Raw genomic sequence first — 21,165 nt, 5'->3', positions numbered from 1 at the left:
AATCTCCATCTCAGCGTGGCGCAGCTTGGCCAAGAGTTCGGCGTGATGCCTCCACTGTAGTACTGCGCTTCCCATATGCCTATCTGGCTGGAGTGCGTCAGGTTGAAAATGGCTGCGGTTTGGCGCAACGACAATTTGTCGCGCCATTTCCGCTCGAGCACCGAGAGCTTGAACTCGGGGCTGAAAGTCCGCGCTTGTCCGGACAGGCTGGTCTCGCCATGGATGCGGTAGGCCTGCACCCAGCGGCGCAGTAAGGAGGGGTCCATCTGGAACTGCGCGGCAATGAAACGATAGCCAAGGCCACGCTGCAGAAAGGCCTGGATGGCGGAAAGCTTGAACTGTCTGGAGTACTTGCTCATGTGAAACGCCCCTGAGGTTGGATTTTTTGTCCAACGTCAGGGGCGCAGTTCATCCCTGTAGGAGCGGGCTTGCCCCGCGAAGAGGCCGGCACAGGCAATTGAGTTCAGTAGCCACGGGCGAAATCGACTTCGCCGCGCAACCCCTGCCCTTCTGCGTACGCCCGCACATTCCCGGCAAACAACCGCACCATCGCCGCCGGCGAGGTGGGCGCCGAGCTGTGCCCGGTCAGCAACAAGCCCCAGGCGGTCCAGAATGGATGCCGTTGCGGCAACGGTTCCTGCCGGCACACGTCGATCACCGCCCCGGCCAGATGCCCCTCCTTCAACGCCTCGACCAGATCGGCATCGACCACTGCCGCGCCGCGGCCGGCGTTGATGAACAAGGCCGTAGGCTGGAAGCGCTGGAACAGCGCCGCGTCATACAGGTCATGGGTTGCCGGCGTGTCAGGCAGCAGGTTGAGCACGTAATCCATTTGCCCGACCAGGCGCGGTAAATCCGCCAACCCTGCGACCTCGACGAACGGCGCCTGCTCACGGGCACTGCTGGCAATGCCGTAAAGGGTCACGCCAAACGGCGCGAGGAACTCGGCCACCCGCTGGCCGATATCGCCGGTGCCAACGATCAGCACTTTGCGCCCTTCGAGTGAGCGCCCTGGGCGGTCATCCCAGCGGCGCTCGACCTGGCTGACCAGGCGCGACAGCACTTCGCGCTCGTGGCCGAGCATGTAGGTCAGCATGTACTCGGCCATCACCTGGCCGAAAATGCCCACGGCGCGGGTCAGGCGGTAGTCACGCGGCAGCCCTTCGGCCAGCAACGGCGTGATGCCGGCCCAGGTGGACTGCACCCACTCCGGCTTGTGGCCTTGGCGCAGCAGGCTCGCCAACAGGTCCGGCTGGCCCAGCCAGACCGGGCACTGCGGTGCCTGGCGGGCCAGTTCGGCGGAGTCCCCGCTGGTCAGGATTTGCAGCTCCGGCATGGCTTCGCGCAGCAGTTCGGCATATCGAGCATGATCATGCTCAGCGATCAGAACACGCATGATCAGACCGGGTCGTTACGGCGCAGCAGCTCTTCAGGCAAGTGCTCGATGTACTCGTCCTCGGCCGGTGGCATCTGCAGGTGATAACCCTGATTTTCAAGGTTTTCCAGCACCTTGGCGATGTCCTCGCGGGCCAGCTGGCGTTCCGGGGTCAACACCAGGTCGAAGGCGTGCACCGGCTTGCCAAAGAAGGGCAGCAGCGCCTCGGGCACGCGCTCCAGGCCTTCGGCCTTGAGCACGTAGAGGTACATTTCGTTCTTGCGTGGGCTCTTGTAGATCGAGCAGATACGTTTCATTGCTTATCTCCGGCGCCTGCGAGGTCATCGAGCAGGGCCTGGCCCATCCGCTCACGGCGCCAGCCGCGCAGCGAATCGGGCAGTTGGTAGGGGCCGTTCGGGTAACCGCTCTTGAGCAGGGCTTCCAGGGCTTTCTTGCGCAGCATCAGCTCCGGGGCGATCCCCAGGCGCTCGCCTTCAGCCTGGCCGATGGCACGCAGGCGCTTGAGGATACCGGAGGCTTCGATCGGCAGCGGCTCAGGCAGCGGCTGTGGCCACTGCTCCGACGGCAGGCTGCCAGCGCGCTTGATCAGCTCGAGCAGGATGGCGCCGTCCTGGCGGATGGTGCGCGGGTGCATTTCTTCGATCTTGGCCAGGGCCGAAAGGTTGTCCGGCTGGCTCTTGGCCATGGGCCACAGCGAGTGTTCCTTGAGGATGCGGTTGCGCGGCACATCGCGGCTGCGCGCTTCGCGCTCGCGCCAGGCGCACAGTTCGCGCAGCACCGCCAGCTGCTGACGGCCCAGCTTCCAGGCGAGCTTGACGTCGCGGTACAGGGTCTCGGGTTCGACTTCACGGCGCAGCGCGGCCACCAGCTCGGCGCCGTCGTCCAGCACCCAGGCGTACTTGTCGCCCTCCAGGCGCGGTTGCAGGGCAGCGAACAGTTCGGCCAGGTGCACGGCATCTTCGGCGGCGTAGCTGACTTGGGTTTCCGACAGCGGGCGTTGCAACCAGTCGGAGCGGGTTTCGCCTTTGGGCAGCTCGATGCCCAGCACTTCCTGCACCAGCCGCGAATACCCCATGGAGAAGCCCAGGTTCAGGTAACCGGCGGCCAGCTGAGTGTCGAACAACGGCTGCGGCAGCTTGCCGGTCAGGCGCAGCAGCACTTCGAGGTCTTCGCTGCAGGCGTGCAACACCTTGACCACGCGGCTGTCGTCGAGCAGCTCGCCCAGCGGCTGCCAGTCGCGGATCAACAGCGGGTCGATGAGGAAAGCCCGCTGCCCGTCGCCGACCTGGACCAGACCGGCTTTCGGGTAGAAGGTATCGACCCGCATGAATTCGGTGTCGAGCGCCACAAAGGGCAGTTCGCGCCACTTGCGGCATTGTTCGGCCAGGGTCTGGTCGTCACGGATCCAGTGAATTTCGATGGCCACAAGGCTCTCCCACAAACATTGGCGCGCAGTATATACGGCACGGGCCCTGCTGGTGAAACCTGCGCCATCCCTGGTTTAGATGAACGGCCTCAACGCTGGGCTGCCAACCACGGTCGGCAGCTGGCAAACATGTCCAGCGACTGCTGGTAGACCTCGGTGTGCACCTGCAGCAGGCCCAGCATCGAGTGGAACAGATTGTCCTGCGACAGCGGTGCATCGCTCAGCTTGGCCAGGCAGTCGGTGTCGATGCCGAAGTCCTCCTTGTAGCTGTCGGAGAACCAGGTCAGCAGAGGCACGTGCTTTTGTTGTTCCGGGGCAATGGCATACGGGGTGCCGTGCAGGAACAGGTTGTACTCGCCCAGCGACTCGCCATGGTCGGACAGGTAGATCATCGCCGTGTCGACCTTGTCCTGCTTGCTGCGCAGGGTGTCGATGAGCGAGGACAGCACCTTGTCAGTGTAGGCCAGGGTGTTGTCGTAGCCGTTGATGATGTCCTGCTCGCTGCACTGGTTCAGCGCATTGCTCTGGCACACCGGGGTGAAGCGCTCGCCGTCTTTGGGGTAGCGCTTGAAGTACTCGGGGCCGTGGCTGCCCATCTGATGCAACACCAGCACAGTGTCTTTGTCGAGGTTGTCGATCAGCTCGCCCAGGCCTTGCAGCAGGATTTCGTCATGGCATTCGCCGCTGGCGCACAGCTGCGGGTCCTTGAAGTTGCTGACGTCGATGAACTGCACGCGATCGCAGGTGCCTTTGCAGCCCGACTGGTTGTCGCGCCACTGCACAGCCAGGCCGGCCCGCTGGAGGATGTCCAGCAGCCCTTCGCGGTTCTTCGCCACCCGGGCGTCGTATTCCTTGCGCTTCATGCCGGAGAACATGCACGGCACCGAAACGGCGGTTTCGGTACCGCAGGAATGCACATCGGAAAAACTCACCAGGCCCTGTTCCTTGGCCAGGTTCGGGGTGGTGTCGCGCTGATAGCCGAGCACGCCGAAGTGATCGGCACGGGCACTTTCACCGACCACCAGCACGGTCAGCGATTTGCGCTCGTGCTTTTGCCAGGCCGCATCGCGCTTGGCATCTTCGCCATAGTGCTGGAACGGCCGCGCAGCGGTACCGACGCGCTCGTTGACATAACCGATGGTCGCGCCGACGACATTGCTCGGGGTGAGCATCAGGCGCAGTTCGTGGTGATTGCGAAACAGCGACGACAGCCCTTGATAGTTGACCAATGCCACCGAGCCCAGTGCGACCACGCAGGCACCGCTGACCACCAGCTTGCCGAGCAGTTCGCGGTGCCATGGGCGGTAGGCGATCTGCGCCTTCCACAGCAATACTGACGGCAATACGCCGAGCAATAGAATATAGGCAGCGAACTTGAACGACAGCAGATCGCGCACTTCCGAAACATTGGTCTCGGCGATGTTGCGGAACATGCCGGCATCAATAAGCACGCCATACTGGTTCATGAAGTAAGCGGCACTCGCACCACTCACGAACAGCACGATCAACAGCGGCTTCAAGACATAACGGAAGGCGAACAGGGTCAACACCAGGTTGAATGCAAACAACATCAGCACGGCGAACGCCAAGCTCAGCCAGAGCCCCGACACCCCGGCGGGCACCACCTCTTGCAGGTGCTCCCAAAGGAACAGGTTGAGACCCACCAGCAGGTAAACGCTGGCCAACAGCGTGACCCATTCAGTCCGCAGGGATTTGAAGTTGAGCATCGGCATTCGCAATCAAGAGTAATTATCAACCCCCAGGCCAGACGGCACCGTGGGAAAGTCGCGGAACTCTAGAAAGCGCACCATCAATTTTTTGTGAAAAAGACGGTAACAAATTCGTAAGGCGATGCATTTTTTTACATTAAATTAACTTCATTCAGCATTCGTTCAGCCGCGCAGGCGCGCTTTGGCATAAGGTTCGCGGTCGATGTCGAGCACTTCGACGCACAGCTGGATGTCCAAGCCGGCCTGGGTCGGGATGGCTTCGCGCAGCACTTCGAGCAAGCTGCCGGACAATTGTTGCTTCACCTCGGACGAGCGACCGCTGAGTATCGCCAGGCGCACATGGGCAAAGGCCCGCTCACCCGGTGCGGTACCCACTCGGTACTGCTTGAAGGCCTCGGCCCGGCTCTTGATGTCGGCTTCGTCGGCAAACTGGCCACTGCCAACCAGGGCGTGGTTCAAGCGCAACAGCAGCACGTCTACATTGAGCTCACGCAGGTTGTCGCTGTATTCCAGATTCAGGTGAGGCATGGTGCAGGTTCCAGGCACGGGGAAGGATGCGACAGCCTACCCCAGTCCCCCACCTGCGCAAAGGCGGCTATCCTCAAAGGTCAGGACCTTACCGACAACCCTGACAGAGGTGAAGAAATGCCAGTTCCGCATGATCTGCTCGCTGACCTGCACGTTACCGCTGAGGCATTCCAGGCACTCATAGACAAGGACCAGGACCTTCACAAGCTGCACAAGGAATACAACGCCAAGGACAAAGAGGTGCTCGCCGCCGAGGCCAACGGTACCAACGACGAAGCAGTCAACCGCCTGCGCAAGGAAAGGCTGCTGCTCAAGGACAAGATCGAACGGATCATCCATCCGCCGAAAGCCTGACAACCCTTCATTGAATTCACCGGCCTCTTCGCGGCTGAAGCCGCTCCTACCGGGATTTGCGCTTACCCTGTAGGAGCGGCTTCAGCCGCGAAGAGGCCAGCAGCCCTCACACGGCAGCCGAAGCCTTCAACGCACCCTCCAGGTCTTCGATCAAGTCACGGTAATCCTCGATCCCCACCGACAACCGCAGCAGGTTCTCGCTGATCCCCATCTCGCCTTTCTGTGCCGGGCTCAACGAGTTGTGCGACATGCTCCAGGAGTGGTTGATCATGCTCTCCACCCCGCCCAGCGAGTCGGCCAGCACGAAGATCTGCAGGGCCTCGACTAGCCGGTTGAGCGCCGCTCGGTCACCGCCTTTGACCTTCATCGCCACCACCGCCCCGCCGCTGCGCATCTGACGCTGGCACAGCGCATGTTGCGGGTGGCTTTCCAGCCCTGGGTAGAATACTTGCTCGACCTGGGGGTGGCCTTCGAGGAAGCGCGCCACCTGCAGCGCGTTGGCGCACTGGCGCTCCATGCGCACATCCAGGGTCTTCAGCCCGCGCAAGGCCAGGTAGCAGTCGAACGGCCCCTGGATGGCACCCACCGCCATGCTGATCCTGCGCAGGCGCTTGTACAGCTCATCGCTGGCGGCCACCACCACGCCTCCCGTAAGGTCGGAGTGGCCACCGATGTATTTGCTCGCCGAATGCATCACCAGGTCGACACCGAGGGTGATCGGCCGCTGATTCCACGGCGAGCAGAAGGTGTTGTCGATGCAGGTGAGGATACCGCGGGCACGGGCCAGGTCGCACACCGCCTTGATATCCACCAGGTGCAGCAGCGGGTTGGTCGGTGACTCGATCCAGATCAGCTGTGTTTCGGGCCTGATCGCCGCCGCCACTGCCGCGACGTCATTGAGGTCGACATAGGTGGTGGTCAGGCCCGACGTGCGCCCGCGGTAGTCTTCGAGGATGCGGAAAGTGCCGCCGTAAACGCCATTCATCACCACCACGTGGGCGTCCTTGGGCAGCAGCTCCAGGACCGTCGCAGTGGCATTGACGCCTGATGCACAGGCCACCGCGCCGACGCCCTCTTCGAGCGCTGCGACGCAGCTTTCGTAGGCGTGCCGGGTCGGGTTGCCAACCCGGCTGTACGCATATTCGGGGTGATCGTCGAGGCTGCGCTTGATGTAGGAACTGGCGGTGTAGATGGGCGGGAAGATGGCGTTATCGGCAACGCTGAACTGGTCGCCGGCGTGGATGGTACGGGTGGCAAAATTACGCGGCTTGTCAGACATGGTCAGGCCCATTGGCAGGATTCAAGCCTGCAACTATGGCAACAACCTGGCCCGGCGGCAATGCCGGCGTGACGCAGGAAATTTTCCTAGGCCTGGGGTAATCTGGGGAAAATTTTTCTCGATGGTTTGCCCTGCAATGGACAGTTTCGACCAACACATCCTCACACTGCTGCAGCGCGACGCTTCGATCTCGCTCAAGGACCTGGCCGAAGCGGTCAACCTGTCGACCACACCTTGCTGGAAGCGGGTCAAGCGCCTTGAAGAAGACGGCTACATCCTCGGTCGTGTCGCCCTGCTGGACCCCGAACGCCTGGGGCTGGGGCTGACCGTGTTCGTCCAGCTCAAGACCCAGCGCCACGACAGCGCCTGGCTGGAGCAGTTCGCAGCGACGGTGAAGGGCTTCGAGGAGGTGATGGAGTTCTACCGCATGTCTGGGGACTGGGACTACATGCTACGGGTGGTGGTGGGCGATATCGCCGCGTACGACCGCTTCTACAAGAAGCTGATCACCAGCACTGACGGGCTGTCGAACATCACCTCCAGTTTTGCCATGGAGCAGATGAAGTACACCACGGCCTTTCCGGTGCATCGATCCTGAATCGGTGCTGGATTCTTCGCGGCTAAAGCCGCTCCTACAGAGGTATCGGGATCCCTGTAGGAGCGGCTTTAGCCGCGAAGAGGCCGGCCCAGGCAGCCCATCAATCCGAAGCCAGCACCGCCTCGATCCGGTTCCCGGCCTTGGCCTTCTCCAGCTTGATCGCAATGAACTTGGACGTCGGCGTGTAAGTCCCCTCGCCATAACTCTCCAGCGGCACCAGCGGATTGGTCTCAGGGTAATAAGCCGCTGCCTGGCCATCCGGAATGTCATAAGCCACCAGGCGGAAGCCCGACACCCGCCGCTCCACGCCATCCTCCCACAGCGACACTAGGTCCACGTGCTCGCCCGGTTCGAAGCCCAGGCGGCGGATGTCCGCCTCACTGACGAACACCACTTCGCGCAGGCCGAACACCCCGCGATAACGGTCATCGAGCCCGTACAGCGTGGTGTTGTACTGGTCGTGCGAACGTAGGGTCTGCAGGATCAGGTCGGGCTTGTCGCCCCGCGCCAGCACCTTGGCGTTGACCAGCGCTTCCGGCAGCGCGTGGGGCATGAAGCGCGCCTTGCCGGTGGCCGTGCGGAAATTGCGATCGCCCGCGTTGTTGCCCAGGTGGAAGCCACCCGGATGTTGCAAGCGCTCGTTGAAATTGGCGAAGCCTGGAATCACATCGCCGATCATGCTGCGAATGCGGCTGTAGTCGGCGACCGCGTATTCCCAGTCGATCGGCTGGTTGCCCAAGGTGGCCTTGGCCATGCCGGCGATGATCCACGGCTCAGAGCGCATGTGCGGCGAGCGCGGGCGCAGCTGGCCGTTGGAGATGTGCACCATGCTGAAGGTATCTTCCACGGTCACACCTTGCGGCCCCTCGGCCTGCATGTCGATCTCGGTACGGCCCAGGCATGGCAGGATCAGCGCATCGCGGCCGGTGATCAGATGCGAGCGGTTGAGCTTGGTGGAAATCTGCACGGTCAGCGCGCAGTTGCGCAGCGCCGCATGGGTGCGCGGGGTATCCGGTGTGGCTTGGGCGAAGTTGCCGCCCAAGGCGACGAACACCTTGGCCTGCCCCTCTTCCATGGCCTTGATCGCCAGCACCGCGTTGTGCCCGTGGGCACGCGGCACCCGGAACTTGAAGCGTTTTTCGAGGGCATCGAGCAGGGTCGCCTTGGGCTTCTCGTCGATGCCCATGGTGCGGTCGCCCTGCACGTTGCTATGGCCGCGCACCGGCGACAGGCCGGCACCGGGCTTGCCGACGTTGCCGCGCAGCAGCTGCAGGTTGACGATCTCCTGCACGGTCGGCACCGAATGGCGATGCTGGGTGACGCCCATGGCCCAGCACATGATCACCCGTTCGGCTTTGCGGTACATGCGCGCGGCCAGTTCGATCTCGGCCAGGGTCAGGCCCGACTGCTTGACGATGTGCTCCCACGAGGTGGCATCCACCGCCGCCAGGTAGTCGTCAAGGCCACTGGTGTGCTCGGCGATGAAAGCATGGTCGAACACTGCAGGCTCGCCCTTGGCTTGGGCTTCACGCTCCCACTGCAGGAGGAACTTCGCCATGCCACGCATGGCCGCCATATCGCCGCCCAACGCCGGCCGGAAGTAGGCACTGGTGGTCGGCTCGGAGCCGTTGCTGAGCATCTCGAACGGGTGCTGGGGGTGCTGGAAGCGTTCCAGGCCGCGCTCCTTGAGCGGGTTGAAGCACACCACCTGGGCACCGCGCTTGACCGCCTCGCGCAGGGGTTCGAGCATGCGCGGGTGGTTGGTGCCGGGGTTCTGGCCAATCACAAAGATCGCGTCGGCCAGCTCCAGGTCGTGGAACACCACGGTGCCCTTGCCCACCCCGAGGGTTTCCGACATGCCGGCGCCACTGGCCTCGTGGCACATGTTCGAGCAGTCGGGGAAGTTGTTGGTGCCGTAGGCGCGGACGAACAGCTGGTAGAGGAACGCGGCCTCGTTGCTGGCCCGGCCCGAGGTGTAGAACTCGGCCTGGTCGGCCGAGTCGAGCGCGCGCAGGTGCTGGGCGATCAGCTCGAAGGCTTCTTGCCAGCTGGTTTCGACATAGTGGTCGGTGGCCGCGTCGTAGCGCATCGGGTGGGTCAGGCGGCCTTGGTATTCAAGCCAGTAGTCGGTCTGGTCGAGCAACGCGCTGACGCTGTACTTGGCGAAAAATGCCGGGTCAACCGAGCGGCCGGTGGCCTCCCAGTTCACTGCCTTGGCGCCGTTTTCACAGAACTTGACCATTTCGCCTTCCGCCGACTCGCCCCAGGCGCAGCCCGGGCAGTCGAAGCCACCGTTCTGGTTGGTCTTGAGCATCGCCCGCAGGTTCTTGAAGGCGTTTTCGCTGCCCAGCCAGCTCTTGGTCACGCTCTTCAGCGCGCCCCAGCCGGCGGCGGGGCCTTTGTAGTCCCTGATGTGTCGGTCCTGGCTCATGCGGTCAATCCTCACGCGGCATGGAAATGTTCACCGATTCGATCTGCCCGGTGTTTTTCTCAGCCTATGGAGCCCACCCCAGAGCCGTCCAATCGAAATACCTTACGGCACGATAAGCGCTCTCGATCATGCCCTGCAGGCCTTGCCGTGCCTGGCCTGCAGCCGTGATAGAGGGCATTGATGAATCGGTCGGGGAAAGCGATTTGACGGGGCTGGCCTCAGGCTATAGCTTGAATCCTTGTAGCCCCCATTTCCTTTCGAGCGCCAACGTGGAACAGAACAGCCGGCCCCTGATTGACGGCTTCAACCGGAAAATCGACTACCTGCGGATGTCGGTCACAGACCGCTGCGACTTCCGTTGCGTGTATTGCATGGCCGAAGACATGCAGTTCCTGCCGCGCCAGCAGATCCTCAGCCTCGAAGAGCTGTTCCAGGTGGCCGAACGCTTCGTCGCCCTCGGCACCCGCAAGATTCGCCTGACCGGCGGCGAGCCGCTGGTGCGTCAGGGCATCGTCGACCTGTGCGGGCGTATCGCCGCCCTGCCCGGCCTGCGTGAATTGTGCATGACCAGCAACGGTTCGCAGCTTGGCCGCCTGGCCCAGCCGCTGTTCGACGCCGGGGTCACGCGCCTGAACATCAGCCTCGACAGCCTCGATGCCGGGCGCTTCAAGCAGCTCACCCGCACCGGCGACCTCAACCAGGTGATCGCCGGTATCGACGCCGCACGCCAGGCTGGCTTCAAGCGCACCAAGCTCAATTGCGTAGTGCTCAAGGGCCGCAACGACCACGAGCTGGTCGACCTGGTGCGCTTCGCCATCGACCGTGAGCTGGACATCACCTTCATCGAAGAGATGCCGCTGGGGGTGATCAGCGAGCATGAGCGCGGCGAATCATTCTGCTCCAGCGACGAAGTGCGTGAGCGCCTGGCCGAACACTTCACCCTGATCGAATCCACCGAATCCTCGCAAGGCCCGGCGCGCTATTGGCGCCTGGCCGAAGCCGCGCACACCCGCGTCGGTTTCATCTCGCCGCACAGCCACAACTTCTGCGCCACCTGCAACCGCGTGCGCCTGACGGTGGAAGGCCGCCTGCTGCTGTGCCTGGGCAATGAACACTCGATGGACCTCAAGCAGGTGCTGCGCGCTCACCCGGGCGATGCGGCACGACTGGAGAAGGCCATCCGCGACTCGTTGCACCTCAAGCCCTACCGTCATCACTTCGAAGTCGGCGGCGAGGTGCAGGTCCTGCGCTTCATGAACATGACCGGCGGCTGAGCGGCCGCCTCTGGATTTCCATGATCGTCCACCCCCACCCCGATGTGCTGCGCGTGCTGTTCACGCTCAAGGGCTCGATCGTCAAACGCATTGCCCTGCGCTGCCTGATGGTGACCTTGCTCGCCGCGCTGATCGTGCTGGTCGAGCGGCATTTCCCGGCATTCTTCTATCCGGTCAGCGCCACACCGTTCACCCTGCTTGGCCTGTCGCTGTCAATCTTCATGAGCTTTCGCAACAACGCCTGCTACGACCGTTGGTGGGAGGGGCGCAAGGCGTGGGGCAAGCTGATCATCGAGACCCGTTCGTTCGTGCGCGAGAGCGTGGTGATCACCGACGAGAAACTGCGCGCCGAACTGCTGCGCAGCCTGTGCGGTTTTGCCCATGGGCTGAATGCGCGGTTGCGCAACGAAAACGAAGTGAACGCCACGCGCCCATGGCTCAACGAAGCTACCCCGGTGGCCGCGCACAATGTGTGCGATGGCATCCTGCGCGATATCGGCGCCCGCTGTTCGCAACTGGCCGAACAAGGGCAGATCAGCGAATGGCGCTATACCCTGCTGGAGCAGCGCCTGGCCGGGCTGACCGAGGTACAGGCCACCTGCGAGCGGATCAAGGGTTCGCCACTGCCGTTCCCCTACACCTTGCTGCTGCACCGCACCATCTACATCTTTTGCCTGTTGTTGCCGTTCGCCTTGGCCGAACCGCTGGGCTGGCTGGCACCGCTGTTCACCACCATCGTCGGTTACACCTTCTTCGGCCTGGACGCGATCGGCAACGAACTGGAAGACCCGTTCGGGCGGGACGAGAACGACCTGCCGATGGACGCGATGGTGCGCACGGTGGAGCGGGATGTGCTTGGGGCCTTGGGAGTCGAGCCGCTGCCACCGGTGTTGCTGCCGGTGGACCATGTATTGAGCTGATGGCCTCTTCGCGGGGCAAGCCCGCTCCTACAGACATCGCGTATACCTGTAGGAGCGGGCTTGCCCCGCGAAGAGGCCGGTGCAGCTAGCCGCGACTTTCGCAGGCTTCAATAGGCTTAAGATGCTTCACGAAGTTGCAGGGCCGATGCCGCGCGTCCAGTTGCTCCACCAAAATACCCTCCCAGGCAGTACGGCAAGCATTGGTAGACCCCGGCAGGCAGCAGACCAAGGTGCCATTGGAAATCCCCGCCAGCGCCCTGCTCTGCACGGTCGAGCTGCCGATGTCGAGAATGGACAAGGCGCGGAACAGTTCACCAAAGCCATCAACCTGCCGATCCAGCAGGCACTGCACCGCCTCCGGCGTGCTGTCACGCCCGGTAAAGCCGGTACCGCCGGTGATCAGCACCACCTGCACGTCGTCATCGGCGATCCAGGTCGCCACCTGGGCGCGGATCTTGTACAGGTCATCCTTGAGCAGCGCCCGCGCTACCAGGCGGTGGCCGACTTCCACCGAGCGGCTGGCCAGCAGCTCGCCGGAAGTATCGTTGTCGTAGGTACGGGTGTCGCTGACGGTCAGCACGGCGATGTTCAGCGGTACGAAAACCGCATCGGGTTGAACGCGCACGGTGAAGCTCCTTGAATGGCAGTATCGTCACGCTAGAGGCAAGCTTGGCAAGCGTCCAATCGAAATGGCGAACCGGCCGATCAATGACATCTATCGCAGACGTGGGTTAAGGTCTGCACAACCAGACGCCAGGCACTTCCATGGACATCAAGCAGCTCAAGTTCCTCATCGCCCTCGACCAGACCCGCCACTTCGGCCAGGCCGCGGCGCTGTGCCATATCACCCAGCCGACCCTGTCCATGCGCCTGCGCAACCTGGAGGATGAACTGGACCTGGTGCTGGTCAAGCGCGGCCAGCGTTTCGAGGGCTTCACCGAGGCGGGCGAGCGCATCCTGGCCTGGGCCCGCACCCTGCTGGCCGCCCATGATGGCCTGCAGGCAGAGGCTGCCAGTTGCCGTGGCCAGGTGGTCGGCAGCCTGCGCCTGGGCACCGTGCCGCTGGCCAGCTTCAACCCCATGCACCTGCTGCTGCCGCTGCGCGAAAAATACCCCGAGCTGCAATTTCAGATCAGTTCGCACAGCACCGAGCAGATCATGGACGGCCTGAGCCGCAACCAGCTCGACCTGGGCATCTGCTACCTCGACCAGGTCAACGCCAACTTCTTCGAAGTGATCGAATTGGGCACCACCACCATGGGCCTGCTGTTCGACACCCAGCACTTCCAGTTCGACGCCGAGAGCCTGCGCTGGGACCAGCTCGCCGACATTCCCCTGGGCCTGCTGAGCAAAGGCATGCACTACCGCCAGTCGCTGGACCTCAGTTTCCGCAGCCGCAGCCTGGAGCCCAATGCCGTGCTGGAAAGCGACTCGACCTTCCAGCTGGTGCAGGCCATCAACACCGGCGTCTGCTGCGCGATCATGCCGCTGGGCTGCGGCCTGGAAGACCTCAGCGAGCACATGCGCATCATCCCCATCGCCGACGCCAGCATTCACAGCCCGGTCGGCCTGCTGCTGCGCCGCAGCGAACCGCGCTCGGCGATTGCCGAGCAGTGCTTCGCCGAAGCCAAGGCGCTGTTTCAGCCCACCTGACTCGCCGTCGCCTGCCGATACTGCCGGGGCGTGAAACCGGTCAGCTGCTTGAACTGGCGGCTGAACGCGCTGTGGTCGGTGTAGCCGCAGCGCAGCGCCACTTCGGTGATCGGTAGCTCCGAGTGCAATAGCCGATGGGCGTGCTCCAGGCGTGCCTTGTGGATCATCTGCCGCGGTGTGAGGTGGAACACCCGCTTGCAGTAGCGCTCCAGCTGCGCCACGGAAATCCCGGCGATGCGGGTCAACTCATTCATGCTGATCGGCTGGTGGAAATGCCGGCGGATGTGTTCGTCCACGGCAGCCAGGCGCTGGTAGGCGGGATGGGTATCGGCGGCTGACTGCAAGTCGACGGAGATACCGACCAGGCCGATGATCTCGCCAGCCGGGTTGCGCAGCGGGCGCTTGTGGGTGAGGCACCAGCCCGGTTCACGGCTGCCATACAGGTGCAGTTCGAGCTGGTCTTCCAGCACCAGCCCATCCTTGAGCACGCGGCGGTCCTGCTCGGTGTAGCCGGGGCCCAGTTGCGCGGGGAACACTTCGGCGCTGGTCTTGCCCAGCAGTGGCTGAAGGCGTTTGAGGCCGCAGCGCTGGACGAGTGTGTTGTTGGCCAGCACATAGCGGGCGGCCGGGTCCTTGATGAAGATCGCAGCGTTGGGGATGGCGTCGAGGATCGGCAGCAACAGCGACACACCAGCCAGCAGGGCGTCGAGGGTGGTCGGGCGGTGCTGGTCGAGCGACTGGTACAAGGTTGCCAGGTGCGAGTGTGTCATCTGTTCTCTAAAGCCCTTGTTTGGCTTGGCTTGCAGCCTACCTAGCGGCTCTGCTCAGTCGCCACTGTTTTTTGCGATTGTGCCGATTTCGTCATTCCCCCTGCAGAAAACCATCAAGAACCCCCACCCCTATCGGGTCCACTCTATGCCCCACGCAAGCCGCCCAAAACCTACAAGAGCGCGGCCGTAAAAAGCCGCATCACGTGACATCAGACCTGCCTATCCAAAACCTACAAAAAGGCGCACCCATGTCAGGCAAATTCAAGAAAGAGCTGTCATTGCTCGACCTCACCTTCATCGGCCTCGGCGCTATCTTCGGCTCCGGCTGGCTGTTCGCCGCCAGCCACGTCTCCGCCATCGCCGGCCCGGCCGGTATCCTCTCCTGGTTCCTCGGCGGTTTCGCCGTGCTGCTGCTGGGCATCGTCTACTGCGAACTCGGTGCCGCTCTGCCGCGCGCCGGTGGCGTAGTGCGCTACCCGGTGTACTCGCATGGCCCGCTGCTCGGCTACCTGATGGGCTTCATCACGCTGATCGCGTTCTCCAGCCTGATCGCCATCGAAGTGGTCGCCTCGCGCCAGTACGCCGCAGCCTGGTTCCCCGGGCTGACCAAGGCCGGCTCCAGCGATCCGACCGTGCTCGGTTGGCTGGTGCAGTTCGCCTTGCTGGGGCTGTTCTTCTTCCTCAACTACCGCAGCGTGAAGACCTTCGCCAAGGCCAACAACCTGGTCAGCGTGTTCAAGTTCATCGTGCCGCTGCTGGTGATCGGCGTGCTGTTCAGCTTCTTCAAGCCGGAAAACTTCGAGGTCCAGGGCTTTGCCCCGTTCGGCCTGTCCGGCGTTGAAATGGCGGTGTCGGCCGGTGGCATCATCTTCGCCTACCTTGGCCTGACGCCGATCATTTCGGTGGCCAGCGAAGTGAAGAACCCGCAACGCACCATCCCCATCGCGCTGATTCTCTCAGTGCTGCTGTCCACCGCGATCTACGCCCTGCTGCAACTGGCCTTCCTCGGCAGCGTGCCGACCGAGATGCTCACCCATGGCTGGGCCGCGGTGACCAAGGAACTGGCCCTGCCCTACCGTGACATCGCCCTGGCCCTGGGCGTGGGCTGGCTGGCCTACCTGGTGGTGGCCGATGCGGTGATCTCGCCCAGCGGCTGCGGCAACATCTACATGAACGCCACCCCGCGCGTGGTCTATGGCTGGGCGCAGACCGGCACCTTCTTCAAGTACTTCACCCGCGTCGACGCCGAGTCCGGCATCCCGCGCCCGGCGCTGTGGCTGACCTTCGCCCTGGCCGTGTTCTGGACCTTGCCGTTCCCGTCCTGGGAAGCGCTGATCAACGTGGTGTCCGCCGCGCTGGTATTGAGTTACGCCGTGGCCCCGGTCACCGTCGCCGCCCTGCGCCGCAATGCGCCAGAAATGCCGCGCCCGTTCCGGGTCAAGGGCATGGGCGTGCTTGGCCCGCTGTCGTTCATCATCGCCGCGCTGATCGTCTATTGGTCGGGCTGGAGCACCGTGTCCTGGCTGCTGGCCCTGCAGATCGTGATGTTTGTGCTGTACCTGCTGTGCAGCCGCTTCGTCCCGACCCAGCACCTGTCGCTGGCCCAGCAAGTGCGTTCGTCCGCCTGGCTGATCGGCTTCTACGCCGTGACCATCCTGCTGTCCTGGCTGGGCAGCTTCGGCGGCCTGGGCGTTCTCGCCCACCCGTTCGACACCGTGGCCGTCGCCGCCTGTGCCTTGGGCATCTACTACTGGGGCGCCGCCACCGGCGTGCCGGCCCACCTGGTACGCCTGGAAGGTGAAGACGAAAGCGAAGCCTCGGCTGATACCTACAGCGGCCGCCCCGCCGTCGCCTCCTGATCCTTCAAGTAATGGACAAACCCATGAAACAGATTCACGTCATCGACTCGCATACCGGCGGCGAACCGACCCGCCTGGTGATGAAAGGCTTCCCGCCGCTGCAGGGGCGCAGCATGGCCGAGCAGCGCGACGAACTGCGCGAGCTGCACGACCAATGGCGCCGTGCCTGCCTGCTGGAGCCACGCGGCAACGACGTGCTGGTCGGCGCGCTGTATTGCCCACCGTTGTCGGCCGATGCCACTTGCGGGGTGATCTTCTTCAACAATGCCGGCTACCTGAACATGTGCGGCCACGGCACCATCGGCCTGGTTGCCTCGCTGCAGCATCTGGGCCTGATCGCGCCGGGCGTTCACAAGATCGACACGCCTGTCGGCCAGGTCAGCGCCACGCTGCATGAAGACGGCGCCATCACCGTCGGCAACGTGCCGTCCTACCGCTACCGCCAGCAGGTGGCGGTGGACGTGCCCGGCCATGGCGTGGTGCGCGGCGATATCGCCTGGGGCGGCAACTGGTTCTTCCTGGTCTCTGAGCACGGCCAGCGTATCGAACTGGACAACCGTGAAGCCCTCACCGACTACACCTGGGCCATGCTCAAGGCCCTCGAAGCCCAGGGCATCACCGGCGAAAACGGCGCGCCGATCGACCACGTCGAACTGTTTGCCGACGACGCCAATGCCGACAGCCGCAACTTCGTCATGTGCCCCGGCAAGGCCTATGACCGCTCGCCCTGCGGCACCGGCACCAGCGCCAAGCTGGCGTGCCTGGCTGCCGACGGCAAGCTCGAAGCCGGCCAGACCTGGGTCCAGGCCAGCATCACCGGCAGCCAGTTCCATGGCCGCTACGAACGCGACGGCGAACGCATTCGCCCGTTCATCACCGGCCGCGCCTACATGACCGCCGACAGCACCCTGCTGATCGACGAACAGGATCCGTTCGCCTGGGGTATCTGACCCCGGTTTTTTCTACCCCCTATTGAATAGCGCCAGGAGTGACAACAATGACCGACAACATCTTCACCGGCACCATGCCCGCCCTGATGACTCCATGCACCGCCGAGCGCAAGCCGGACTTCGACGCCTTGGTGCGCAAGGGTCGCGAGCTGATCGAAGCGGGCATGAGCGCCGTGGTCTACTGCGGCTCGATGGGCGACTGGCCGCTGCTGACCGAAGCCGAGCGCCAGGAAGGCGTGGCCCGCCTGGTGGCCGCGGGCATCCCGACCATCGTCGGCACAGGTGCGGTGAACACCCGCGAAGCCGTTTCCCACGCGGCCCACGCCGCCAAGGTCGGTGCCGCCGGCCTGATGGTCATCCCCCGCGTGCTCAGCCGCGGCGCCTCGCTGATCGCCCAGAAGCACCACTTCTCGGCCATTCTCGCCGCCGCGCCGAAGCTGCCAGCGGTAATTTACAACAGCCCCTACTACGGCTTCGCCACCCGCGCCGACCTGTTCTTCGAACTGCGCCGTGAGTTCCCCAACCTGATCGGTTTCAAGGAGTTCGGCGGTGGCGCCGACCTGCGCTACGCCGCCGAGCACATCACCTCCCAGGATAACGACGTAACCCTGATGGTCGGCGTCGACACCCAAGTGGTGCATGGCTTCGTCAACTGCGCCGCCACCGGCGCCATCACCGGTATCGGCAATGCCCTGCCGCGTGAAGTGCTGCAGTTGGTGAGCCTGAGCAAGCAGGCCGCCAAGGGCGACGCCAAGGCCCGACGCCTGGCGCGTGAACTGGAGGCGGCACTGGCAGTGCTGTCATCGTTCGATGAAGGCTGCGACCTGGTGCTGTACTACAAGCACCTGATGGTGCTCAACGGCGACACCGAGTACAGCCTGCACTTCAACGAAACCGACGTGCTCACCGATGCCCAGCGCAACTACGCCGAGCAGCAGTACGGCTTGTTCCGCACGTGGTACGCCAGCTGGTCGGCCGAGCAGAACCTGGCCTAAGCAACCCCTGCTTTCTCTGTAGGAGCGGGCGTGCCCGCGAAACAAGCGACTCGGTGCCTGGCACCGGCTCTGCCGGTGTTCGCGGGCTCGCCCGCTCCCACAGGGACTGGCTTAGCCTTACATTCAATTCAAAGGACGCCCCATGACCCTGACAGGCAACCTGCTGATCGGCCAGCGCGCCGTACCCGGCAGCCGCGACGCGATCCGCGCCATCGACCCTGCCACCCACCAGGCCCTCGAACCTGCCTATGCCGGCGGCACCGGCGAACATGTGGCTCAGGCCTGTGCACTGGCCTGGGCGGCATTCGACCCTTTCCGCGAAACCTCGCTGGAACAGCGCGCCGGTTTCCTCGAAACCATCGCCGACGAAATCGAAGCCATTGGCGATGCGCTGATCGACCGCGCCGTGGCCGAAAGCGGCCTGCCCAAAGCGCGCATCCAGGGCGAGCGTGGCCGCACCTGCACGCAACTGCGCACCTTCGCCCGGGTGGTGCGTAACGGCGAATGGCTGGACGTACGGGTCGACAACGCCCTGCCCGAGCGCCAGCCACTGCCGCGCGCCGACCTGCGCCAACGCCAGGTGGCCCTGGGCCCGGTGGCGGTGTTCGGCGCCAGCAACTTCCCCCTGGCCTTCTCGGTCGCCGGCGGCGACACCGCCTCGGCGCTGGCCGCCGGTTGCCCGGTGGTGGTCAAGGCCCACGCCGCGCACCCCGGCACCAGCGAACTGGTCGGCCAGGCCGTGGCCCGCGCCGTCAAACTCTGTGGCCTGCCGGAAGGCGTGTTCTCACTGCTGTACGGTACCGGCCGTGAAGTCGGCATTGCCCTGATCAGCGACCCGCGCATCAAGGCGGTCGGCTTCACCGGCTCGCGCAGTGGTGGCATCGCCCTGTGCCAGGCGGCCCAGGCACGCCCAGAGCCGATTCCGGTCTACGCCGAGATGAGCTCGATCAACCCGGTGTTCCTCTTCGACGCCGCACTGCAAACCCGAGGCGAAGCATTGGCGCAAGGCTTCGTCGCCTCGCTGACCCAGGGTGCCGGGCAGTTCTGCACCAACCCTGGGCTGGTGATTGCCCGCCAGGGGCCGGCGCTGCAACGCTTTATCGAGGCCGCCAGCGAACATGTTCGCCAGGCTGCGGCGCAGACCATGCTCACCCCGGGCATCGCCAGCGCCTATGCCGCTGGTGTCGGCGCCCTGGCCAACAACGCCAACGCGACGGTTGCCGCCAGCGGCCTGGCGCAACACGGGCCAAACCAGTGCCAGGCGCAGTTGTTCGTGACCCAGGCCGAAGCGTTTCTCAGCGACCCGGCGCTGCAGGCCGAGGTGTTCGGCGCCGCTTCGCTGGTAGTGGCCTGCGCCAGCGACGAGCAGGTCCGCCAGGTGGCCGAGCACCTTGAAGGCCAGCTGACCGCCACGCTGCAGCTGGACGATGCCGACCTCGACAGCGCCCGCGCCCTGCTGCCGACCCTCGAGCGTAAGGCCGGGCGCATTCTGGTCAACGGCTGGCCAACCGGTGTCGAGGTGTGCGACGCCATGGTCCATGGCGGGCCGTTCCCCGCCACCTCCGATGCCCGCACCACCTCGGTGGGTACTGCGGCAATCCTGCGTTTCTTGCGCCCGGTGTGCTACCAGGACTTCCCCGACGCGCTGCTGCCGCAAGCGCTCCAGCACGGCAACCCGCTGCAGCTGCGGCGCCTGCTCGACGGTAAACGGGAAGGTTGAGCATGGTCGACTCCCCTGAAACCGATATCGCCGTGGTCGGCGCCGGCATCGTCGGTGTGGCCTGCGCCCTGCAGCTGGCCCGCCAGGGCCGTCGAGTGCTGCTGATCGATCACCAGGCACCCGGCCACGGTGCCTCCTACGGCAACGCCGGGCACCTGGCAACCGAGCAGGTGTTCCCGATCGCCGACCTGTCGATCCTCAAGCGCCTGCCGCGCATGCTGCTCGACCCGATGGGCCCGTTGCGCCTGGACTGGAAGTACCTGCCCAAGGCCATGCCGTGGTTCACCCGGCTGCTGCTCAACCTGCGCCCGGCGCCGTTCCAGCGCAGCGTCGCCGGTATCCGCGCGCTGAACGAAGGCAGCCTGGGGGCCTGGCAGCGCTTGCTGGGCTCGATCGGGCGCAGCGAGCTGTTCAAGGAAGACGGCTCGTTGCTGGTGTTCGAACGGCCCGAGTCACGCCAGGCGCTGCAAGCCTTGCAGGCACGCATGCAACAGCAGAACGTGGCGGTGGACTTGTGGTCGGGCGAGGCCGTTCGCGAAGCAGCGCCACAGTTGAACCCTGCGCTGCTGGGTGGCTTGTTCTTCCCGCGTACCGGGCACTTCATCGACCCGTACCGGGTGGTTTGTGCATTGTTCGAGGCGGCCAAGGCCAGCGGTGTGCGTTTCGTCCAGGCGCGGGTTGCGGGTGGGCAGTTGCACGGCGACGGGGTCAGTCTGGCCAGTGATCAGGGCACGTTCAAGGCGCGCCAGGTGTTGCTCAGCTGCGGCGCACATTCTGCGCCGTTGACGGCGGCGCTGACCGGCAAGCGCGTGCCGCTGGACACCGAGCGCGGTTATCACCTGATGCTGCCCCAGGAGCAGCAACGTCTGCCGTTCGCGGTCACCTCGCTGGAGCGCAAGTTCATCATGACGCCCATGGCAGATGGACTGCGCCTGGCCGGCACGGTGGAATTCGCCGGGCTCGACGCACCGCCGAGCATGCAGCGGGCGTGGCAGTTACACCGGTTGAGCAAGGGCTTGTTCCAGCAGGACCTGAGTACTGAAGGCGCAACGCCATGGATGGGCTTCAGGCCGTCGCTGCCGGACTCGTTGCCAGTGATCGACCGGGTGTGTGATGGGCGGGTGCTGTTGGCGTTCGGGCATCAGCACCTGGGCTTGACCCAGGCAGCGGTAACGGCGGAATGGGTGGGGCGTTTGGTGGCAGCTGCACACGCACCAGCTCCGGAGGCTTACCGGCTGTCTCGGTTCTGACTTTTCGAACTTCACGAGCAGTCAACTGACAC

At 64.2% G+C, this 21,165-nt stretch carries 20 protein-coding genes; 10 read left to right on the top strand and 10 right to left on the bottom strand.

The window, feature by feature from the left end; translation table 11 throughout:
- The 6 genes from APH28_RS14140 to APH28_RS14115 form a co-directional block, all read right to left on the bottom strand.
- Window positions 1-359 (bottom strand): helix-turn-helix domain-containing protein (locus APH28_RS14140; RefSeq protein WP_156340889.1); only part of this gene is annotated, 359 nt, incomplete at its 3' end.
- Between the two features lie 104 nt (window positions 360-463).
- Window positions 464-1,396, bottom strand: a complete 933-nt coding sequence (locus APH28_RS14135) for a D-2-hydroxyacid dehydrogenase (RefSeq protein WP_060510290.1) — start codon at window positions 1,394-1,396, stop codon at window positions 464-466.
- Between the two features lie 2 nt (window positions 1,397-1,398).
- A complete protein-coding gene (locus tag APH28_RS14130; protein WP_060510289.1) occupies window positions 1,399-1,692 on the bottom strand; it encodes a YcgL domain-containing protein in 294 nt (97 codons plus the stop codon).
- Window positions 1,689-2,822 carry a ribonuclease D gene (gene rnd, locus APH28_RS14125; protein WP_060510287.1) on the bottom strand — a complete coding sequence of 378 codons (1,134 nt, stop codon included), beginning with the start codon at window positions 2,820-2,822 and terminating at the stop codon, window positions 1,689-1,691. Before rnd ends, APH28_RS14130 begins: the two co-directional genes overlap by 4 nt.
- A gap of 89 nt (window positions 2,823-2,911) precedes the next feature.
- Window positions 2,912-4,549 carry a phosphoethanolamine transferase gene (locus APH28_RS14120; RefSeq protein WP_060510301.1) on the bottom strand — a complete coding sequence of 546 codons (1,638 nt, stop codon included), beginning with the start codon at window positions 4,547-4,549 and terminating at the stop codon, window positions 2,912-2,914.
- A gap of 165 nt (window positions 4,550-4,714) precedes the next feature.
- Window positions 4,715-5,080: a 5-carboxymethyl-2-hydroxymuconate Delta-isomerase gene (locus APH28_RS14115; protein WP_060510285.1), complete on the bottom strand. Its 366-nt coding sequence runs from the start codon at window positions 5,078-5,080 to the stop codon at window positions 4,715-4,717.
- A 117-nt stretch (window positions 5,081-5,197) separates the two neighbouring features.
- On the opposite strand from APH28_RS14115, the gene APH28_RS14110 reads away from it, so the two are divergent.
- Window positions 5,198-5,434 carry a YdcH family protein gene (locus APH28_RS14110; protein ID WP_060510284.1) on the top strand — a complete coding sequence of 79 codons (237 nt, stop codon included), beginning with the start codon at window positions 5,198-5,200 and terminating at the stop codon, window positions 5,432-5,434.
- Window positions 5,435-5,540: 106 nt separating this feature from the next.
- Here APH28_RS14110 and APH28_RS14105 read toward each other — a convergent pair whose 3' ends face one another.
- A complete protein-coding gene (locus APH28_RS14105; RefSeq protein WP_060510282.1) occupies window positions 5,541-6,725 on the bottom strand; it encodes a PLP-dependent aspartate aminotransferase family protein in 1,185 nt (394 codons plus the stop codon).
- A gap of 124 nt (window positions 6,726-6,849) precedes the next feature.
- Here APH28_RS14105 and APH28_RS14100 point away from each other — a divergent pair, with 124 nt between their 5' ends.
- On the top strand, window positions 6,850-7,311 hold the full coding sequence (locus tag APH28_RS14100; RefSeq protein WP_060510280.1) for an Lrp/AsnC family transcriptional regulator: 462 nt from the start codon (window positions 6,850-6,852) through the stop codon (window positions 7,309-7,311).
- A 100-nt stretch (window positions 7,312-7,411) separates the two neighbouring features.
- On the opposite strand, the gene APH28_RS14095 is transcribed toward APH28_RS14100, so the two are convergent.
- Window positions 7,412-9,742 (bottom strand): FdhF/YdeP family oxidoreductase, encoded by a 2,331-nt coding sequence (locus APH28_RS14095; RefSeq protein ID WP_060510278.1) that lies wholly within the window; start codon window positions 9,740-9,742, stop codon window positions 7,412-7,414.
- A 269-nt stretch (window positions 9,743-10,011) separates the two neighbouring features.
- Here APH28_RS14095 and moaA point away from each other — a divergent pair, with 269 nt between their 5' ends.
- Complete coding sequence (moaA, locus tag APH28_RS14090) at window positions 10,012-11,016, top strand: GTP 3',8-cyclase MoaA (RefSeq protein ID WP_060510276.1); 1,005 nt, start codon at window positions 10,012-10,014, stop codon at window positions 11,014-11,016.
- Window positions 11,017-11,036: 20 nt separating this feature from the next.
- Window positions 11,037-11,936, top strand: a complete 900-nt coding sequence (locus APH28_RS14085; protein WP_060510274.1) for a bestrophin family protein — start codon at window positions 11,037-11,039, stop codon at window positions 11,934-11,936.
- Window positions 11,937-12,021: 85 nt separating this feature from the next.
- On the opposite strand, the gene moaB is transcribed toward APH28_RS14085, so the two are convergent.
- Complete coding sequence (moaB, locus tag APH28_RS14080) at window positions 12,022-12,561, bottom strand: molybdenum cofactor biosynthesis protein B (RefSeq protein WP_060510272.1); 540 nt, start codon at window positions 12,559-12,561, stop codon at window positions 12,022-12,024.
- Between the two features lie 140 nt (window positions 12,562-12,701).
- On the opposite strand from moaB, the gene APH28_RS14075 reads away from it, so the two are divergent.
- Entirely contained in the window at window positions 12,702-13,589 is an 888-nt protein-coding gene (locus APH28_RS14075) for a LysR family transcriptional regulator (RefSeq protein WP_060510270.1), read from the top strand.
- Here APH28_RS14075 and APH28_RS14070 read toward each other — a convergent pair.
- Complete coding sequence (locus tag APH28_RS14070; protein ID WP_060510268.1) at window positions 13,577-14,359, bottom strand: AraC family transcriptional regulator; 783 nt, start codon at window positions 14,357-14,359, stop codon at window positions 13,577-13,579. The genes APH28_RS14075 and APH28_RS14070 overlap by 13 nt on opposite strands.
- 248 nt (window positions 14,360-14,607) lie before the next feature.
- Here APH28_RS14070 and APH28_RS14065 point away from each other — a divergent pair, with 248 nt between their 5' ends.
- The 5 genes from APH28_RS14065 to APH28_RS14045 all read left to right on the top strand — a co-directional run bounded on the left by APH28_RS14065 (window position 14,608) and on the right by APH28_RS14045 (window position 21,133).
- Window positions 14,608-16,218: an APC family permease gene (locus APH28_RS14065; RefSeq protein WP_060510266.1), complete on the top strand. Its 1,611-nt coding sequence runs from the start codon at window positions 14,608-14,610 to the stop codon at window positions 16,216-16,218.
- Window positions 16,219-16,241: 23 nt separating this feature from the next.
- On the top strand, window positions 16,242-17,168 hold the full coding sequence (locus APH28_RS14060; protein ID WP_060510264.1) for a 4-hydroxyproline epimerase: 927 nt from the start codon (window positions 16,242-16,244) through the stop codon (window positions 17,166-17,168).
- Window positions 17,169-17,215: 47 nt separating this feature from the next.
- Window positions 17,216-18,163 carry a dihydrodipicolinate synthase family protein gene (locus APH28_RS14055; protein WP_060510262.1) on the top strand — a complete coding sequence of 316 codons (948 nt, stop codon included), beginning with the start codon at window positions 17,216-17,218 and terminating at the stop codon, window positions 18,161-18,163.
- A gap of 142 nt (window positions 18,164-18,305) precedes the next feature.
- Window positions 18,306-19,883 (top strand): aldehyde dehydrogenase (NADP(+)), encoded by a 1,578-nt coding sequence (locus tag APH28_RS14050; protein WP_060510261.1) that lies wholly within the window; start codon window positions 18,306-18,308, stop codon window positions 19,881-19,883.
- 2 nt (window positions 19,884-19,885) lie between these two features.
- Complete coding sequence (locus APH28_RS14045; protein ID WP_060510259.1) at window positions 19,886-21,133, top strand: FAD-binding oxidoreductase; 1,248 nt, start codon at window positions 19,886-19,888, stop codon at window positions 21,131-21,133.
- Window positions 21,134-21,165 lie beyond the last annotated feature (32 nt).

Source organism: Pseudomonas sp. NBRC 111124 (assembly GCF_001320245.1).
GTDB lineage: Bacteria > Pseudomonadota > Gammaproteobacteria > Pseudomonadales > Pseudomonadaceae > Aquipseudomonas.
The sequence above is the reverse complement of the archived record's forward strand: the minus strand, read 5'-3'. Positions and strand labels throughout refer to the sequence as shown.

Bases quoted from the DNA above. Each gene is read 5' to 3' on its own strand.
- APH28_RS14060 (WP_060510264.1), top strand. From the start codon at position 16,242: ATGAAACAGATTCACGTCATCGACTCGCATACCGGCGGCGAACCGACC.
- APH28_RS14110 (WP_060510284.1), top strand. From the start codon at position 5,198: ATGCCAGTTCCGCATGATCTGCTCGCTGACCTGCACGTTACCGCTGAG.
- APH28_RS14070 (WP_060510268.1), bottom strand. From the start codon at position 14,359: ATGACACACTCGCACCTGGCAACCTTGTACCAGTCGCTCGACCAGCAC.
- APH28_RS14120 (WP_060510301.1), bottom strand. From the start codon at position 4,549: ATGCTCAACTTCAAATCCCTGCGGACTGAATGGGTCACGCTGTTGGCC.
- APH28_RS14115 (WP_060510285.1), bottom strand. From the start codon at position 5,080: ATGCCTCACCTGAATCTGGAATACAGCGACAACCTGCGTGAGCTCAAT.
- APH28_RS14095 (WP_060510278.1), bottom strand. From the start codon at position 9,742: ATGAGCCAGGACCGACACATCAGGGACTACAAAGGCCCCGCCGCCGGC.
- APH28_RS14065 (WP_060510266.1), top strand. From the start codon at position 14,608: ATGTCAGGCAAATTCAAGAAAGAGCTGTCATTGCTCGACCTCACCTTC.
- APH28_RS14085 (WP_060510274.1), top strand. From the start codon at position 11,037: ATGATCGTCCACCCCCACCCCGATGTGCTGCGCGTGCTGTTCACGCTC.
- APH28_RS14130 (WP_060510289.1), bottom strand. From the start codon at position 1,692: ATGAAACGTATCTGCTCGATCTACAAGAGCCCACGCAAGAACGAAATG.
- APH28_RS14050 (WP_060510261.1), top strand. From the start codon at position 18,306: ATGACCCTGACAGGCAACCTGCTGATCGGCCAGCGCGCCGTACCCGGC.
- APH28_RS14105 (WP_060510282.1), bottom strand. From the start codon at position 6,725: ATGGGCCTGACCATGTCTGACAAGCCGCGTAATTTTGCCACCCGTACC.
- APH28_RS14100 (WP_060510280.1), top strand. From the start codon at position 6,850: ATGGACAGTTTCGACCAACACATCCTCACACTGCTGCAGCGCGACGCT.
- APH28_RS14135 (WP_060510290.1), bottom strand. From the start codon at position 1,396: ATGCGTGTTCTGATCGCTGAGCATGATCATGCTCGATATGCCGAACTG.
- APH28_RS14055 (WP_060510262.1), top strand. From the start codon at position 17,216: ATGACCGACAACATCTTCACCGGCACCATGCCCGCCCTGATGACTCCA.
- APH28_RS14075 (WP_060510270.1), top strand. From the start codon at position 12,702: ATGGACATCAAGCAGCTCAAGTTCCTCATCGCCCTCGACCAGACCCGC.
- APH28_RS14045 (WP_060510259.1), top strand. From the start codon at position 19,886: ATGGTCGACTCCCCTGAAACCGATATCGCCGTGGTCGGCGCCGGCATC.